The organism is Pseudodesulfovibrio halophilus DSM 5663 (assembly GCF_059568665.1).
Genome location: NZ_JCANTV010000010.1, coordinates 206,866 through 223,789 on the forward strand (window position 1 = coordinate 206,866; position 16,924 = coordinate 223,789).

General features: G+C 59.5%; 12 protein-coding genes. 10 read left to right on the forward strand and 2 right to left on the reverse strand.

Annotated elements, in window-relative coordinates:
• Together BR24_RS07825 and BR24_RS07830 are read right to left on the reverse strand one after the other, a co-directional pair.
• Complete coding sequence (locus tag BR24_RS07825) at positions 1-1,131, reverse strand: ABC transporter permease (protein WP_496540943.1); 1,131 nt, start codon at positions 1,129-1,131, stop codon at positions 1-3.
• The gene (locus BR24_RS07830; protein WP_496540944.1) at positions 1,128-2,177 is read right to left on the reverse strand and encodes an SDR family oxidoreductase; all 1,050 of its coding nucleotides are present in this window, start codon (positions 2,175-2,177) and stop codon (positions 1,128-1,130) included. The genes BR24_RS07825 and BR24_RS07830 overlap by 4 nt, the downstream gene beginning before the upstream one ends.
• Before the next feature lie 391 nt (positions 2,178-2,568).
• Between BR24_RS07830 and prsT the strand changes: the two genes are divergently transcribed.
• The 10 genes from prsT to prsR all read left to right on the forward strand — a co-directional run bounded on the left by prsT (position 2,569) and on the right by prsR (position 16,905).
• Positions 2,569-5,220 (forward strand): XrtA/PEP-CTERM system TPR-repeat protein PrsT, encoded by a 2,652-nt coding sequence (gene prsT / locus BR24_RS07835; RefSeq protein WP_496540945.1) that lies wholly within the window; start codon positions 2,569-2,571, stop codon positions 5,218-5,220.
• A gap of 14 nt (positions 5,221-5,234) precedes the next feature.
• Complete coding sequence (locus BR24_RS07840; protein ID WP_496540946.1) at positions 5,235-6,590, forward strand: TIGR03013 family XrtA/PEP-CTERM system glycosyltransferase; 1,356 nt, start codon at positions 5,235-5,237, stop codon at positions 6,588-6,590.
• A gap of 62 nt (positions 6,591-6,652) precedes the next feature.
• Positions 6,653-7,453, forward strand: coding sequence for a polysaccharide biosynthesis/export family protein (locus BR24_RS07845; RefSeq protein WP_496540947.1), 801 nt, complete (start codon positions 6,653-6,655; stop codon positions 7,451-7,453).
• Positions 7,454-7,466: 13 nt separating this feature from the next.
• A complete protein-coding gene (locus BR24_RS07850; protein WP_496540948.1) occupies positions 7,467-8,972 on the forward strand; it encodes an XrtA system polysaccharide chain length determinant in 1,506 nt (501 codons plus the stop codon).
• 12 nt (positions 8,973-8,984) lie between these two features.
• The gene (locus BR24_RS07855) at positions 8,985-9,806 is read left to right on the forward strand and encodes an XrtA-associated tyrosine autokinase (RefSeq protein WP_496540949.1); all 822 of its coding nucleotides are present in this window, start codon (positions 8,985-8,987) and stop codon (positions 9,804-9,806) included.
• A 17-nt stretch (positions 9,807-9,823) separates the two neighbouring features.
• Complete coding sequence (locus BR24_RS07860) at positions 9,824-11,023, forward strand: XrtA/PEP-CTERM system-associated ATPase (RefSeq protein WP_496540950.1); 1,200 nt, start codon at positions 9,824-9,826, stop codon at positions 11,021-11,023.
• 106 nt (positions 11,024-11,129) lie between these two features.
• On the forward strand, positions 11,130-12,392 hold the full coding sequence (locus BR24_RS07865; RefSeq protein ID WP_496540951.1) for a TIGR03016 family PEP-CTERM system-associated outer membrane protein: 1,263 nt from the start codon (positions 11,130-11,132) through the stop codon (positions 12,390-12,392).
• A gap of 424 nt (positions 12,393-12,816) precedes the next feature.
• A complete protein-coding gene (locus BR24_RS07870) occupies positions 12,817-13,437 on the forward strand; it encodes an exosortase C-terminal domain/associated protein EpsI (RefSeq protein ID WP_496540952.1) in 621 nt (206 codons plus the stop codon).
• A 22-nt stretch (positions 13,438-13,459) separates the two neighbouring features.
• Entirely contained in the window at positions 13,460-15,514 is a 2,055-nt protein-coding gene (gene prsK, locus BR24_RS07875) for an XrtA/PEP-CTERM system histidine kinase PrsK (RefSeq protein WP_496540953.1), read from the forward strand.
• 29 nt (positions 15,515-15,543) lie between these two features.
• Entirely contained in the window at positions 15,544-16,905 is a 1,362-nt protein-coding gene (gene prsR / locus BR24_RS07880) for a PEP-CTERM-box response regulator transcription factor (RefSeq protein ID WP_496540954.1), read from the forward strand.
• Positions 16,906-16,924: the final 19 nt, after the last annotated feature.

Here is a 16,924-nt window from a genome sequence, read left to right on the forward strand (position 1 = left end):
TCATCGTCCCTTGAAAACGAGCGCCGGATCGAGGGTCATGACCTTCCGGATCGAAATGAGCGAGGAGCTGACGCACATGACCAGCGTCAGGAAGAACATGCCCACGGCCACCTCGAGGGGGATGATGATCGCCATGGCAGCGAACTGGCTGATGCTTGCGGCAAGGTAGGAGATGGCGATGCCGAAGCCGTAGCCGAGAATGGCGCTCAGGGTCGCCTGCGTGATGAGGATGAAATGGATATAGGAGTTGGGGGCGCCCATGGCCTTGAGCGTGGCGAACTCGCCGATGTGGTCCAGCGTCGTGGCGTAGAGCGTCTGGGCCACGATGACCGTGCCCACCACCAGTCCGAGAAAAGCGGCCAGCAGGATGCTTGTCCCGGCACCGGTGTTGAGCATCCAGTATTCGCGCGTCTTGTCGCTGAATTCGCGGGTGGTGTAGGAGTCCACGCCGTTCACGTTGCGGGCGATGGAGTCCCGCAGCTGGCCGGGAGTGATGCCGTTCTCCCCTTTGGCGAGGATGTACGTCAGCTCGTCGGGGCGCAGGTGCGAAAACTGAAGGGCGGTCTTGTATGACGCAAAGACGAACGGAGAGGTGGTGAACGAGCGTATGCCGCGCGTGAAGGCCACCACCCGCGCCTTCTTGCTGTTGATCTCCACGCTCTCGCCCTGTTTGCCGATGCCGAGCTTCTCCATGTAGAGCTGGTCTGCCACCACGGCGTCCTTGAGGTCGAGCATTGCGGGCGTGCCTTTCACGAATCCCCACGGTCCGCCCATCTCCTTGTCAGGCTCGAAGCCGATGATCTCGATTGATTCCTGCCCGCCGTCCGGTTTTTTCCAGTCGGCGAACTGGATGATGAACTTGGAGGCCTTCTCGACTCCGGGGGCCGAGAGCACCTGATAATATTTCTCCTTGGTCAGGGGCAGGGCGATGTCGAAGTTCTTGACGCCGGGGGAGGTGACCCAGACGTCCGCGCCGGAGTGGTCGATGACCGCCGAGATGGTGTGCGTGAAGCCTATGAACAGTCCTATCTGGATGGTGATGAGCACGACGGCGAACACCACTCCCGTCAAGGTCACGGCCAGCCGGACCTTGTCGTGAAGCAGGTTCTGTCGTGCTATCGTGACGATCATGGCGCTACGGGCTGGGGTGTTTGGGCGATATACCACTGGGACGCGTAAGCGAGCCCCTTGTCGACCGACGTGTCCGGACAGTAGCCGAGGAGCTCACATGCCTTGGTCACATCCGCCACCGAATGTCGGATGTCACCGGGACGGAACTCCCTGTAGATCGGCTCCAGCGAGGTCGCCTCCGGATTTCGGCGGGCCACGATATCCCGTATGTGCCCGAAGAGCTGGTTGAGGGACGTTTTCTCACCGAGGGCCACGTTGAAGACCTGCCCCTTCGCCGCCGGGTTTTCCGTGGTTGCCGCGAGGATGTTGGCCTGGACCGTGTTGGAGATGTAGCAGAAATCCCGCGTGGTTTCTCCGTCGCCGTAGATTTCGGGCCGTCTGCCGTCGAGCACGGTGGCAAACCAGCGGGGAATCACCGCCGCGTAGGCGCCGTTGGGGTCCTGCCTGGGGCCGAATACGTTGAAATAGCGCAACCCGATGCACGGAAAGCCGTAGCAGGTGTTGAATACCTCGGCATACAGCTCGTTCACGTACTTGGTCACCGCATAGGGGGACAGCGGCACGCCCACCATGTCCTCCTTTTTCGGAAGACCGGGCAGGTCGCCGTAGGTGGAACTGGATGCGGCGTAGACGAAGTTGCGGACGTTGGCGTTGCGGGCCGCCAGCAGCATGTTCAGGAAGCCGCTTATGTTGTTGTCGTTGCTGAAGGCCGGGTCGTCCAGCGACCACGGCACGCTCCCGATGGCCGCCTGATGCAGGACGTAGTCGCTGCCCGAAACGCATCGCGTGCAGTCGCCGGGGTTGCGGATGTCACCGTGTATGAAACTGAAGCGTTGCCACTGTCCGGGTTTTACGGACTTGCGCACGTCTTCAATGTTGTGTTGGTAACCGGTTGAAAAATTGTCCATTCCCACCACGAACTGATCGAGCCGAAGCAGCGTTTCCACCAGATGCGATCCGATGAAACCGGCGGCTCCGGTTACAGTCCAACGGCGGGGTTTGAGTCGAAGGGTTTCAAACATCCCGTCTGCAAGGTTTTTCCTCATCTGTCCCTCTCCGTTGCTGTCCAGAGTATTTTTTGTTCCGAAACTCTTCTGAGCAAAAAATGTGACAGTGAAATTCAACTTGTCCAAGATGCTGATTTTAATGGTTTAAAAAAAATTAAGAATTCATACTTTTCTCGTGCGGATAATGGGACGGCTCACTTCGTGCCGAGAGGCAGGCGCCCCTGTCCGACTTTGCCGGACATGAGCGTCCGAAGCGGGTGATCCACAGATTGTTGATCGCATATAACTATATGTAATTAATGGTGTAAAAGGTCTCAAATGGGCTTGGCATAATTCTGGCTATTTAGGGGGCAGGTTGCAGGACGATTGCCGGTGCCGCCGGACGGGATGCGGCATCATGAATCCTCACTCAAGAACCCGGAGGGTCGTTTTGAGATTCCTTTTTGCGATAATCCTTTTTGCCGTGCTTCTTGCCCCTGTGGCCGGGTGCGGCAGCAGTGTCGAAGAGATGATGAACGAGGGTGCCACGTATCTTTCCGAAGGGAACCATCAGGGTGCCATAGTCATCTACAAGACCGTGCTGGAAAAGGCCCCCGAAAAAATGAAAGCCAGATACGGCCTCGGCCGGGCCTATCTCATGGCCGGCAAACTTGATCATGCCGAAAAGAGTTTCGAGAAGTATCTGCGCCAGAATCCTTACGACAAGCGTGTCAATCTGGATCTGGGGCGGATCGCCCTCGCGCGGGGTGAATTCGATGAAGCATCGGTATTGCTTGAGAAATACTGTTCGGAGAATCCGGACAGCGCCAAGGCACAGGAATATCTCGCGGCTGCCTATTCCGGACTCGGACGCCATCAGGAGGCGCTTGAGCGACTGGAAAAGGTGGTCCGCCTTGCCCCTGAAAGGGATACGGCCCGCGTTGCGCTGGTGCGCACCTACGCCGAGCTGGGCATGAAGGAAGAGCTGGACGATTCGCTGGCCGCGCTCCTCGCCAAGTGGCCCGACCATCAGCAGGGGCTTTACCTCCTGGCGGCGCGTCAGTCCGCAGAGGGCAAGAGGGAGGAGTACTTCCGCACTTACGAACGCCTGAGCAAGGCGCATCCCGATGACCCTGTCGCCCGCTATATCGTGGGGAAGAACCATATCGAACAGAAGCAGTTCGACGACGCGGAAAGCGTCGCCGAGTCGCTCAACAAGACTTTCCCGGATTCCCCCGAGGGCGACAAGCTCACAGGGCTGATCCAGTATACCCGGAAGGATTACGGCGGGGCCATCCAGTCCTTCCAGAAGGCCCTGACCAAAAGACCGGAACTGGAGACCCTGTTTTTCCTTGGCCTCAGCTCCTATGGGAAGGGAGACCTCGAAACCGCCATCACTCATTTCCGAAACGTTGCCGACCGTTCACCCAAGTTCGTGCGTGCGCGGGAGATGATCAGCGCCATTCTCCTTCAGCAACGGCGCGTGGACGAGTCCATGGTCGAGGCCCGCAAGGTGCTCGAAGCGGACCCGAACAACGTGGCCGCACGGATGACCCTCGGCGACGCGCACATGCTGCGCGGCGAGCGTGATCAGGCGCTGGAGATGTACTCCACCGTGACGCGGGACCGTCCCGAAGCCACCGGGGCTTATATGAAGATAGGCGCGCTGCAGTATTCCCTCGGCGAACTGACCGAAACGGAGAATACGCTTCGCGAAGCCATCACTTCCGCGTCGGACAGCTTCCGCCCGCGCGTGATTCTCGCCTCGTTCTATCTCAGAAACGGCGACAGGAATCTCGCTGAACAGACCCTGACCGAAGGGTTGACCGGTGGCCCCGAGGACGTTGCCATTTACAACCTGCTGGCCCGCATCGCGCTCTCGGCCAACGAGATGGACCGCGCCGAGGAGTTGCTGGCAAAGGCCAAGGCGGCTGATCCGAAGAATCCTTCGCCGTACCTCATGCGCGCCGGCCTTCAGCTCGCTCTGGAGCAGCCCGAAGAGGCGCTGGCCGAATACGATGCCCTGCTGGAACAGCGGCCCCAAATTCTTCGCGGACTGCTCGGCAAGGCCGCCGTGCTGGAGCTGATGAATCGTCCCGAAGAGGTGGAAGCCTGCTTTGAAAAGGGGCTGCAGACCGACATACCCGAAGCGTACGCCGGATATGCCTCCTACAAGGTTCGCCAGCAGAAGCCCGAAGAGGCCCTGAAGCTCGTTGAAAAGGGGCTTGAGGCGCATCGCGGTCACGCCGGTCTTGAGGCCATGCAGGCGGAAGTGCTGCTGGGCATGAAGCGCTATGACGAAGTGCTGGAAATCTGCCGGGAGAAGGAGCGCCACAGCCCCGGTTCTTCCCTCGGGCTGAGGACCAGAGCCCTCATGATGAAGGGCGACTTTGAAAAGGCCCTCGTGGCCGCGAGGCAGATCACAGACTTTCAGCCGAAGAATCCCGGCGGATACCTCACGCTCTACAATATTCACCGTCGTCTGGAGCAGGAAGGCAAGGCTGTCATGGCCCTGGAGCGCGGACTCGACATGTGCGGCCCCACGCCCCAGATCTTCCTGACCCTCGGCAGACACTTCGCGGGCAGCGACCCGCGGAAGGCTCTGAACTACCTCGACGCGGCGATAAAGCGCGACGACAAGTTCTACCCCGCCTATTCGGCGCAGGGCAGCATCTACCAGTCCATGGGTCGCATGGATGAAGCGGTGGAGCGCTATAACAGAACGCTCGAACTGTCCGACCGCTACGTGCCCGCCCTCAACAACCTCGCGACGATCTATGTGGAGAATCCCGAGACCGCCGCTGAAGCGTTGCGTCTGGCCTATACGGCCTACGTGAACTCTCCGTCCAACCTCGCGGTCATGGACACGCTCGGCTATACGCTCGCCAAGAACGGCAAGGCCGACGAAGCGGTGAAGGTGCTGGAGAAAGCCCGGGAGCTGGATGGTGAGAACGGGGCGGTGCTCTACCACCTCGGCTATGCCTACCGGACGCAGGGCAATGTCGAGCAGGCAAGGCTTGCGCTGAACGGAGCGCTCAAGAGTTCCGACGCGGACAGTGCCGAGAGGGCACGCAAGCTGCTCGACGAGATCAACGGCGGATAACCCGAGGAGATATCATGGTCACCTATGCCTCCATACGCGTTTTCAAGAGTTTCGTGATTCTGGCCCTTGTTCTGGGCTTCATGCCGCTTGCGGCGTTCAGGGACATGCCGGACATCTTCGTGCTGTTTGAAACCAGAGGCATGGACCTCGCCGCGCTCGCTGGGATCATCATCCTGTCGTCCGTCGCGTCCGAAATGATCATCAAGGGGGCGCGCCGCAGGGGCAAGGAGGGCTTCAGCGGACTGCTCCTGAGCCTCATCATCGCCACCAACGCCGCGTTTCTGATCCACTGGCAGGTGGGCATGTTCACCAGGCTTGAGGAAGTGGTGCTTCAGATCCTGTGCTTCTTCGGAGCGACCAGCGCCCTGTGGATTCTTGCCTCGCAGAACGTCATGCGCTTTCCGGGCATGGTGCGGCGCGTGGTCATCGTCGGAAACGGCGCCATGGCCGAAGACATGATGCAGCTCGTGAAGTCCTCCAACGGACGTTACGAACTCCGCGACTACATTGAATGCCGTCCCGGCCAGTTCAGCGATCAGGACCCGGACAACCCGGTGACCATGGACATCCTCAGCCGCGCCAGAAAGCTCAAGGCGCACAAGATCGTGGTGTCCCTGTCCGAGCGCAGGGGGGCATTCCCGCTGCAGGAAGTGCTCAACTGCAAGCTCAGCGGCATGGAAGTGCTGGATGCGCCCGGATTCTACGAGCAGGTCAACCGCAAGCTGATGCTGGAAAACATTACGCCCAGCTGGTTCATCTTTGCTCAGGGGTTCAGGATCACCGGCCTGCGGCGCATTGTGAAGCGGATGCTCGACATCGTCCTGAGCCTCTTCGGGCTGATGATCGTCGGGCCCTTTCTGCCGCTGGTGGCGATAGCCGTAAAGCTCGACTCTCCCGGACCGGCGCTGTTCAAGCAGGTCAGGGTGGGGCGGGGCGACCGCGAGTTCCTCATCTACAAGTTCAGGACCATGCGCTGTGACGCGGAAAAGGAATGCGGCGCGGTCTGGTCCGACAAGAACGACAGTCGCATCACGCGGCTGGGCAACTTCCTGCGCAAGACGCGCATAGATGAGCTGCCGCAGCTGATCAACGTGCTTGCAGGGGAAATGAGTCTCGTGGGGCCGAGGCCCGAGCGCCCCGAGTTCGTCAGGGATCTCAAGAAGATAATTCCCTATTATTCGGAAAGACATTTCGTCAAGCCGGGCATCACCGGCTGGGCACAGGTCCGTTACCCGTATGGGTCCTCGGTGGAGGATTCCATCGAGAAGCTCCGCTACGATCTTTACTACATCAAGAACTACACGCTCCTGCTGGATTTCAGGATCATGTTCGCCACCGTGGCGGTCATGGCCCGAAAGATGGGGCGCTAGCGGACATGAACGACGACCATGGGGTCGGGAGAACGAGAACTTCAAAAAGTCGGGGGACTGTCGTGAAGAGTTTCATCTATGCCTTTTGTCTGGTCCTGGCACTTGCCGCACCCTGTTTCGCATCGGATTACTCCATAGGTGAAGGAGACGCCCTTTCCATTCAGGTATGGGGAGAGGATGAGCTCCAGACCCAGACCGTGGTCCGGCCGGACGGGAAAATTTCCATGCCCGGCATCGAGGACGTGCACGCGGCCGGTCTCACCGTGCAGCAGCTCAAGCAGAAGCTCTACACCGAGCTTTCCGAACTGGTGCGCGAGCCCCTGGTCAACATTTCCCTGCTCAACAGCGCCAGCAGCAAGGTCTACATCGTTGGCGGCGGGGTGGAATCGCGCGTTTTCGACCTGACCCAGCGCACCACGCTGCTGCATCTGCTGGCCTCGCTCGGTTCTCTGGCGGCGGCCGACCTTCACGAGGCCTACGTCTACAGGGACGGCAAAAAGGTCATGAAGGATTTCCATGCCCTGTTCACCAAGGGCGACTTCGAAAGCGACATCAAGCTCGAGCCCGGCGACACCGTGTTCATTCCTCTCAAGGAGAACATGAACGTTTTCGTGCTGGGCGCCGTGACGCAGCCCAAGGCCATATTCTGCCGCGAGGGATTCACGGTGCTCGACGCCCTGCTCGAAGCCGGCAGCTTCAACAAGTATGCGAACGAGGACACGTTCACCATCGTCCGCAAGAACGGTGACGAACGCGAACGCATCGAGGTGGACGCGCACAAGCTGATCAAGAAGGGCGACCTCACGGAGAACGTGCTGCTCCAGCCCGGCGACTACATCATCGTCAGCGAAAGTTTCTTCTAGCCCCGGATAGGACATGAATACGCAACAGCAAAACAACACCGGCGATCAGGGCGATTTCGACATCATGCGCTATCTGCGTCTGGTGTTGGAGCGCAAGGGCCTGTTCCTGAGCGTTGCGCTTCTGGTTATGATGGGCGCGGTTGTGGTCAGCTACGTGATGCCGAAGAAGTACACGGCCAAGAGCCTCGTATTCATCGAACAGAACGTCATTCAGGATCTGGTCAAGGGCATCGCCATCACGCCGTCCATGGACATGAAGATCAAGGCCATCAAGGTGACCATGCTCAGCCGGTCCATGCTGCTCAAGGTCATCAAGGACCTCGACCTTGACGTCAAGCTGCGTACCGGAGCGGACTGGGACAACCTCATCCGCACCCTCAACAGCAAGCTCGAGATCCGGCTGGACGAAAAAAAGGGCGTCTTCGACATCTCCTATACCGACCGCGACCCCGTGCTGGCCCGAGATGTGGTCAACACCCTGACGAGGCTCTACATCGAGGAGAAGACCTCGGAGAAGCGCAAGGAATCCTATGAGGCGACGCAGTTTCTGGCGGAGCAGATAGCCACCTTCAAAAATCGTATCGAGGAAATCGAGCAGGAAATCGACGACTTCAAGAGCGAATCCGGTCTGATGCTCGCCACTGACGAGGGGTCGATACGTGCGAGTATCGACCGCGCGGAGCAGCAGCTCGAGGGCATTCAGATACGCCTGGACGAGCTGAATACGGCTCGGAGCATGATCGTCAGCAACACCCCTTCGCGCAGTAAGCTGATGAATCAGGAGGCAAGGCTCCAGACGCTTCTCACGAGCTATACCGAACAGCACCCCAAGGTGATCCGGCTGCGGAAGTCTATCGAGGCCACCAAGCGTCAGATTCGGGAAAACGGGGACATGGAACGTCAGCAGATTTACCGCTCGGGCGATTATCAGGGCATCAAGGTCCAGCTGAAATCCCTCGAGACCAAGCGGGACAATCTGGAAGAGGAGATTCGTAAGAATCGCGAACTCCTGAGGCAGATTCCCGCCCTGAAAACGCAGCTGGCCGAACTGGAGCGTCGCCGACAGAACGAGGTCATCATCTACGAGAAGCTGGTGTCTCGCTACGGGCAGTCCGAAGTTTCCAAGGAGATGGAGCTGCAGGACAAGTCTGTCTCGTTCAAGGTGCTCGACCCGGCCGTGGTCCCGTCCATCCCCACGAGCCCCAACCGGCCGATAATAATGGCCGGCGGCATGGCGGGAGGGTTCGGACTGGCGCTGGCGCTGATCGTACTGTTGGACTTCATCAACCCGTCCATCAAGACGGTGGATGACCTGCGCGGTCTGGGGTTGCCGGTTTTCGCCGTGGTCCCCAAGGTCCGCGACCCGGAAGAGGACCGCAAACGCAGACTGCGGAATATCCGTCTGTACCTCATCTCCGGGCTGGTCTTTTCCGTGACCCTTTTCTTCCTCGCGGTGGAGCTTCTGCATCTCCCGCTGGTCGACAACACGCTTGAGAAAATCAGGGCCGCGCTGGCCTAAAGGAACGGTTTCATGAGTCGTATAGAACGAGCCCTCAGGGCAGCGACGGAAATGCGCGGAGAAGAGCCCCGCCGCCGCGTGGAGACGCGCGGCTACATGCACCGCACCCCGCAGCCGCCGCAGGAGGTGCTGGACCGCATCGCCGAACAGCACATGCTGGTTTCGGTGAATGACCCGCAATGTCCGGCCGCCGAGGAGTTTCGCAAACTGAAGCAAAACCTTGTGCGCGTCACCAAGCGCGACGGGTTTCAGAATACCATCCTCGTGACCAGCGGCACCTCGGGAGAGGGCAAGAGCGTCACTGCGACCAACCTCGCCATCAGCCTTGCGCAGGAGTTCGACCATACCGTCCTGCTGATCGACGGCGATCTGCGGCGCCCCACTTGTCAACAGCTGCTCGGACTGGAGCCGGAGTTCGGTCTGACCGAGTGCCTCACTAACGGACGAGATGTGAGCGAGGCGCTCATAAAGACCGGGCTGGGCAAATTGACCTTCCTGCCTGCGGGCAAGGCCATGCAGAGCCCCGGCGAGCTGCTGGCCTCCCGGCGCATGAAGCAGATCCTCACCGAAATGAAGAATCGCTATTCCGATCGGTATATCATTGTGGATTCCCCGCCGGTTCTGCCTTTCGCGGAGACCAGAAGTCTTGCCCGGATCGTGGACGGAGTGGTGCTGGTGGTCAAGGAAGGACAGGTTACGCAGTACGAAGTGCGCGACACCGTCGAGGCCCTGAGCGGTTCCAACATTCTTGGCGCGGTCTACAATCAGGCCGCCATGGGTGTCGGCATGGGGTACTCGGGATATTCGCCCTACAAATACTATTACGCCGACTGAACTCATCGAGGTGTGGCTTGTACGAATCCTATTTCGACCTGAACTCGCGGCCTTTCGACCTGCTGCCCAATCCGGACTATCTCTACATGAGCGATACGCACGGGAAGGCTCTGTCGTACCTGAAGTACGGCATACAGGGCAGGATCGGGTTCATCCTGCTTACCGGCGAGATCGGGGCGGGCAAGACGACCCTTATACGGCAGCTGATCAAGACCCATCTCGACCGCGTCACGCTGGCGAAGGTTTTCAACACGCGGGTGGATTCCCGGCAGCTGCTTGCCATGATCAACGATGACTTCGGTCTGGAGACCGAGGGCCGGGGCAAGATCGAGCTTGTGCGCGACCTGAATGAATTTCTCATCGACGAGTACGCTCGGGGCAATCAGGCGGTGCTGATCATCGACGAGGCGCAGAACCTGTCGCTGGAGCTGCTGGAAGAGGTGCGGATGCTTTCCAATCTCGAAACCGATGGCGGGAAGCTGTTGCAGATCATTCTGGTCGGTCAGCCGGAGCTGCGCAAGACACTCGGGAGCCCGGCGCTTCTCCAGCTCAGGCAGCGCATTCAGGTCGCCTGCCATCTGACGCCGCTGAAAAAGAACGAGCTCAGGGAGTATGTCCTTTCCAGACTGGAGCGAGCGGGGAATCGCGACGCGCTGGTCTTCGGCGAAGGGGTGTTCGAGGAAGTCTACCGCAACACGCACGGCATCCCACGGCTCGTGAACATCCTTTGCGACTACATTCTCATGGACGCGTGCGCCAACGGAAAGTGCGAGACGTCCCGCGAGGATGTCATGGAAATCGTGGAAGATCTGGATTTCGAGCAGCAGTACTGGTCCGGCGAAGCCGGCGCGGCTACGCAGCAGTGCTCCAAAGCGTATCCTTCGGCGCGTAAGACCGCTTCCGGCCGCAACCGGCAGGCCGAGCGGGTGCTGCGCAACATCAAGGACATGGAGTCGCGCATAGACGTGCTTGAAAAGGAGCTGGAGAAAGGCGGTCAGGCTTCGGTGCTTGAAATGATGGACCGCCTCGAGCGGCTCGAAAACAGCCTCATGGCTCTAGGGGGCAGAGTGGACCACGCGCTCTCCTGTAATGGGGACATCGGCCTCGGAAGACCGGCGCAGGCGCAGGCTTCGACCGGCCCCGTAAGGGGGGAGGCGAGGTTGCGGCCGGGCAAGCGCCGGAGCTGGATCAGCCGCTTTCTGCTGGGGGATGGGTAAGACATGAAGACTCATGTTTCATCTTGCATACTTAAAGGTAATTGTGTACCAATGGTTCAATTTGGTTTTACTTGTGGCCAACCTACACCATGGACAGGTTATCGGCATGAAGCGTCTGAAAAACGGGATCATCGGACTCAAGATTCTTGCGCTCGCAATGCTGGTATCCGTTCTCTCCTCCCTTCCGGCCATGGCGGCCGACTTCACCATCAAGCCGAGATTCACGGCTGCGACGGAATACAACGACAACGTCAACGAGACCAGAAACGGCAGGGGCGATTATCTCGTCATTGCCAGGCCCGGGGTCACTGCCACGTACGACCATTCCAGGGTCCGGTTCAATCTGTCCTACGACTTCGAATACAAGGACTACATGCGCAACCGGCGGGACGACGAGCAGAACCACTCCCTGAACACGAATCTCAACGTGGAAGCGCTCAAGGACCTGTTCTACGTGGACGTCAGCGACGTTTACACAAAGAGGTTCACCGACGTTACCCGCGGCGAGGTCTCGGAGAACGACACCAGCGTCGACACCGTGGACTCCAACACGTTCACGCTCAATCCCTATTTCCGCTTCCCGATTCAGGATCGCACGCAGACCACCATCGGCGCGAAGTACGACGACATCTGGTACTCCGGCGAAGACAGCGTCGACAAGCAGATATACCGCCTTTACTGGGACGTGGAGCACGAACTGACCAAGCTCTGGAGCATGTCCAGTTCGGTGCAGTACGAGAATCACGAACCGAGAGACCCCACGGAAGACGGCGGTTTTGAAAGATATCTGGCCGCGCTGGGCGCAAAGTACACCTATGCCGAAGGGTCCGAGATCGATTTCAGGATCGGTCCCGCCTACACGAACTTCAAGGACACCAGTGATAGTTCGACCCTTCAGTTCCCGTGGCACTTCAACGTCACTCACGCCATGGATCAGGGGTGGACGGCAAGGTTCAATTCGTCTTTCGAGTACCGCGAGGACCCGAGCACGGCGGATACAAGGGCCATGCAGGATTATTCCGCAAGCGTGGTCAAGGAATATGACAGAGGCAGCTTCAACGTCGCTCTGGCCTACAACGTGTATGAAAGCACGTCCGAAAACTCGAGCGACACGAGCAAATGGGTACCTTCAGCAGGAGGCGAGCATGAACTGACCGAAAGGCTCCGCTTGACCTACGACGCATCGCTCGAATTGGAGAGTTCTCCGAATACGAGTACCAGGTGGCTCGTGGCAAACGGCCTTCATTACAGTTTTACGGAACGCGCCTCCGCCGGCCTGACTTACCGGTTCAAGAGCTACGACAGCACTGGCTCCTCCAGTGACTACGTCTCGAACACGGTGGGACTAGAGTTCACATGGAGCTACTGATGATTCCGAAAGACTGCAAACGGGAGGGCATGCTCGAACAGAAATAGTACATGACCACATATCCGCACAGGTTCAGCACCCGCTCTGGACGAGCCGCACAAGGCCCGTGTCGCCATAGCCGCAGACATGCCGCCATGGCCCGCTCTTCATATGGCGAACGTCCCGCAACCTTGATTCCCCTCGCAGTGCCTCACGCCCCTGATCTTCACAGGGCGGAAGGCGCTTTTTTCTTGCCCGCTTTCCCATTTGACCATTCTGGGCAGACCACATTCGCTTCGGCGAGCACCGTCGGAAGCGTCGGACCTTTTCCGCATACGGCAGGGCGTCTTTCGCCTGGTCCGGGGTGCCGCGTGGCTGGAGAGTGTGCACGATTCGTTCTTGATACCGGAACTTCGACCAACACCAACGCCCACGAGGTGGCCTCATGAACCTGAGAATACTTGCGGTTGCGGTGCTGATAGGGGGCGCGGGACTCTTCATCCGGTTTTACAGCGATGTGGCCACGCCTTTGAACCGGCCGTTCTCCGAGTTTCCGGCGGCGGTGGACCAGTGGCGCGCCGTTCGGGACTGGCGTTTTTCGGACAGGACGCTTCAGGTGCTTCAGCCCAGCGACTATCTGGCGAGGAAGTACGCGGGGCCGGAAGGCAGGGCCGTGGAGCTGTACATAGGTTACCACGACGGCGGGCCCGAGGCAGGGGCCATTCATTCGCCCAAGAATTGTCTTCCGGGCAGCGGCTGGTATCTCGAGTCCGAGAAGCGTCGCCGTATTCCCGTGGAGGGGCGGGAACTCGAGGTTGTCAGCGCCGTCTACCGGCGCGGGCAGAAACGCACCGTCTTCTATTACTGGTTCCAAGTCTGCGGACGTCCCGTCACCAATGAGTACGCGCTGAAAATAGGCGAGATTCTCGGTTCCGTGACCAGCCGCAGGCGCGACACGGCTTTTGTCAGGATTTCAGCGGACGGTCGGGGGGAAGTGGCCGAATCCGCGGTGACCCGCTTCGTGTCGGATTTCTATCCGACCATTCAGGCGTTTCTGCCGAGTTAGGCTCGCGTAGGAGGGGGAGATCATGGATATGACCATTCAAGCACTGGCTATTGCTCTGGCGCTGCTGTACCCGCTCTACCGGCTGGTGGGCCGGGACCGCGGGCGCTCCCGTATCGCGCTGTTCGTGGCGCTGTGGACCGTGGCGGCGCTCAACGTGTTCGACCTGCTCGCTCTCGAGTTCCCGCAGGAGTTCCTTGAGTACAAACGATACGCTCACGTGGCGGAAGGGCTGCTGTGTCCCGCGTGGATACTCTTCAGCCTGAGCTACTACCGACGCTTTTCGCCGGGTGATGTCTCCATAACTCAGCGGATTATTCTCGGACTCTCGTTCGTTCCGTTCGTCATGGCGCTGTTCTTTCCCACGCAGAGCTTTTTCTACTCGCCCGACTTTGCGCTGGACAACATGCTCTTTCTGGAGCCGGTGGCCTTTTTCTTCTACCTGCAGATAATGCTCTTTCTGGCGGTGGCCCTGTTCAACCTCGAAGCAACCGTCACCAACGCGCCACACGGCGCCAAGTGGAAGATCAAGTTCGCCATGGTCGGCAGCGGAACCATCGTTGCCGCCCATATCCTGTATTTCAGCCAGAGCCTGCTCTTCCGGGCCGTGGACATGGGCTTCGGCACTGCCCGCTCTCTTGGCGTGGTGATAGGCGTGCTGATGATTGCCTATTCCGAGCTGAGCCGGGGGTTCGACGAGCGCATCGTCATCTCGAGGCGGTTGGCGTACAGGTCCTTCGTGGTCCTTTTCTGCGCCATCTTCCTGCTGGGGATAGGCCTGCTTGGGGAGGGCATGAAGCTCTTCGGAGACGACTTCAACACCTACGCGTTTTTCGTGGTCGCCTTCTTCGCCTGTGTCGGGCTGGTGGTGCTCTCGCTCTCGGAGAACCTTCGCCGAAAGGTTCGTCTGGCGATCCAGCGCAATTTCTACGGCGAGAAGTACGATTATCGCATCGAATGGAAGAAGTTCACGGACCGCGTCACCTCCTCCCGGAGCAGGGACGAACTGTATCGCAATATTCTCACCGTCTATTGCGAAACTTTCGGCGTGGTCGGAGCGAGCGTCTTCATGCAGGGTCGTCACAACACGGACTTCATTCCGCTGCACTTCCATGAAATGGACGAGTCCGAATTCTCCATACCCGAAGAGTCCGAACTCATCTGGCTGCTCAAGGGTAAAAAGCAGATCATCGACATGCGAGCCGGGAAGTTCTCCTTCAACGAAGAGACCGACGCGTTCCTGCAGAGTCGCGAAGTCCGTTTCATCCTGCCTCTTTTCACCGGCTCCGGCCTGCTCGGCCTGATTCTGCTGGGGCCGCCCATCAATCCCGTGGAAATCTATGACGAAGAGGACCGGGAGCTCATGGAGTCCATCGCCCGTCAATCCGCGGCGGTGATCATGAACCTGCGGCTCGGCGACGAACTGGCCGAGGCCAGAGACATGGAAGGCTTCGGCAAGGTTGCGGCCTTTGTGCTGCACGACCTGAAGAATCAGGTCTATCCGCTCTCGCTGCTCGTGGAAAACGCCCGCGAATACATTAATGAGCCGGAATTCCAGAAAGATATGCTCGACTCGCTCTCGAACATCGTGGGCCGCATGAACGTTCTCATCGCCCAGCTCACGAATATCCCCGGCAAGGGCGAACTCAAGCTCAAGCCGGTGGACCTTATGGAGCTTGCCAAGGAAACCGCCAAGCTGATTCCCGACGCAAGGATCGAGTTCGAAGGAGGCGGCGTCAAGGCGCGGGTGGACAGCGAGGAAATCCGCAAGGTCACGCTCAACCTGTTCATGAACGCCATGGAGGCGGGCGGCGGCAAGCCGTTCAAGGTCATCGTCGAGGAGGACGAGGACGGTCCTAGACTCAAGGTCGTGGACTTCGGCGGCGGAATAGACCCGCAACTGCTCAAGGACGGCCTCTTTCTTCCTTTCCGAACGACCAAACGCAAGGGCATGGGCATCGGCCTGTACCAGAGCAAGCAGATCGTGGAAGCCCATGGCGGCGCTATCCTCGCCACCAGCGTAGAGGGCGAGGGAGCGACCTTCAGCGTCAACTTCCCCGGCATTCCCGTGACAGAGTAACCGGGCGAAATATCAAGGGTACGGAATTCATGCAGAAGCTACTCATCATCGACGACAACGACGAAGTGCGTCGCCAGCTCAAGTGGGGTCTTTCAAAGGGCGGCTACGAGCTGACCTTCGCACGCGACGGCGTGGAAGGACTGAATATGTTCAGGAAGCAGGAGCCCTCCGTGGTGACGCTGGATCTCGGACTGCCTCCGCATGAAAATGGTGTGGAGGAAGGACTGCGCTGCCTCGGCGAGATGCTGCGCATCAACCCGCTGTCCAAGATCATCGTCATCACCGGCAACGAGGAGCACGGAGCCGCGCTCAAGGCCGTGCAGGGCGGGGCGTATGATTATTACAAGAAGCCAATCGACCTGAACGAGCTCAAGATCATCATCGACCGAGCCATGTACCTGCAGACGTTGGAACAGGAGAATCAGGACCTTCGCGACTCCTCCGTGGCGGACTGCGGCATTGTGGGCGAGTGCGGGACCATGCAGGATGTCTTCACGCTCATTGACCGCGTGGCGGCCTCGGACGTGCCCGTGCTCATCACGGGAGAGTCCGGCACCGGAAAGGAGCTGGTGGCCCGAGCCATTCATGCCAAGGGGCCGCGCGCCAACAAGGACATGGTCTGCATCAACTGCGGCGCCATTCCGGAGAACCTGTTGGAGTCGGAGCTGTTCGGCCACGAGAAGGGCGCCTTTACGGGAGCCAACCGCACCGTGAAAGGCAAGGTGGAGTACGCTGAGAAGGGGACGCTGTTCCTCGACGAAATCGGCGAGATGCCCATGTCACTTCAGGTCAAGCTGCTCAGGTTTCTGCAGGAGATGGTCATCACCCGCGTGGGCGGGCGTCGCGACATCGAAGTGGACGTGCGCATCATCGCGGCCACCAACGTGGACATTCAGGAAGCCATGCAGAGCGGCACCTTCCGCGAGGATCTTTTCTACAGAATCGGCGTGGTCAACATAGTGCTCCCGCCGCTTCGCGACCGGGGGGCGGACATCGCGCTGCTGGCGAACTATTTTCTCAAGCGCGTCGGCGCGGGGACCGGAAGCCGGGGCAAGTCGTTCAGTCCGGAGGCGCTGGAGTGCATCAACGGCTACGACTGGCCCGGCAATATTCGCGAGCTGGAGAATCGCGTCAAACGTGCCGTTATCATGGCCACCGGGCCGCAGATTGCGCCAGACGATCTCGGCATCAACGGCGGCGATGTGCTTCGGCAGCGGCTGCATACCAACGACCTTTCGCTCAAGGAGGCCAGAATGCTTCTGGAGCGGGACATGGTCGAGGACGCGCTCAAGCGGGAGTCGGGCAACATCGTCAAGGCCGCCGCCTCCATTGGCGTCAGCCGACCCACCTTCTATGACCTGATGAAGAAACACGGCGTCCGAAACGCCTGATGGACGCATGGGAGCGGCA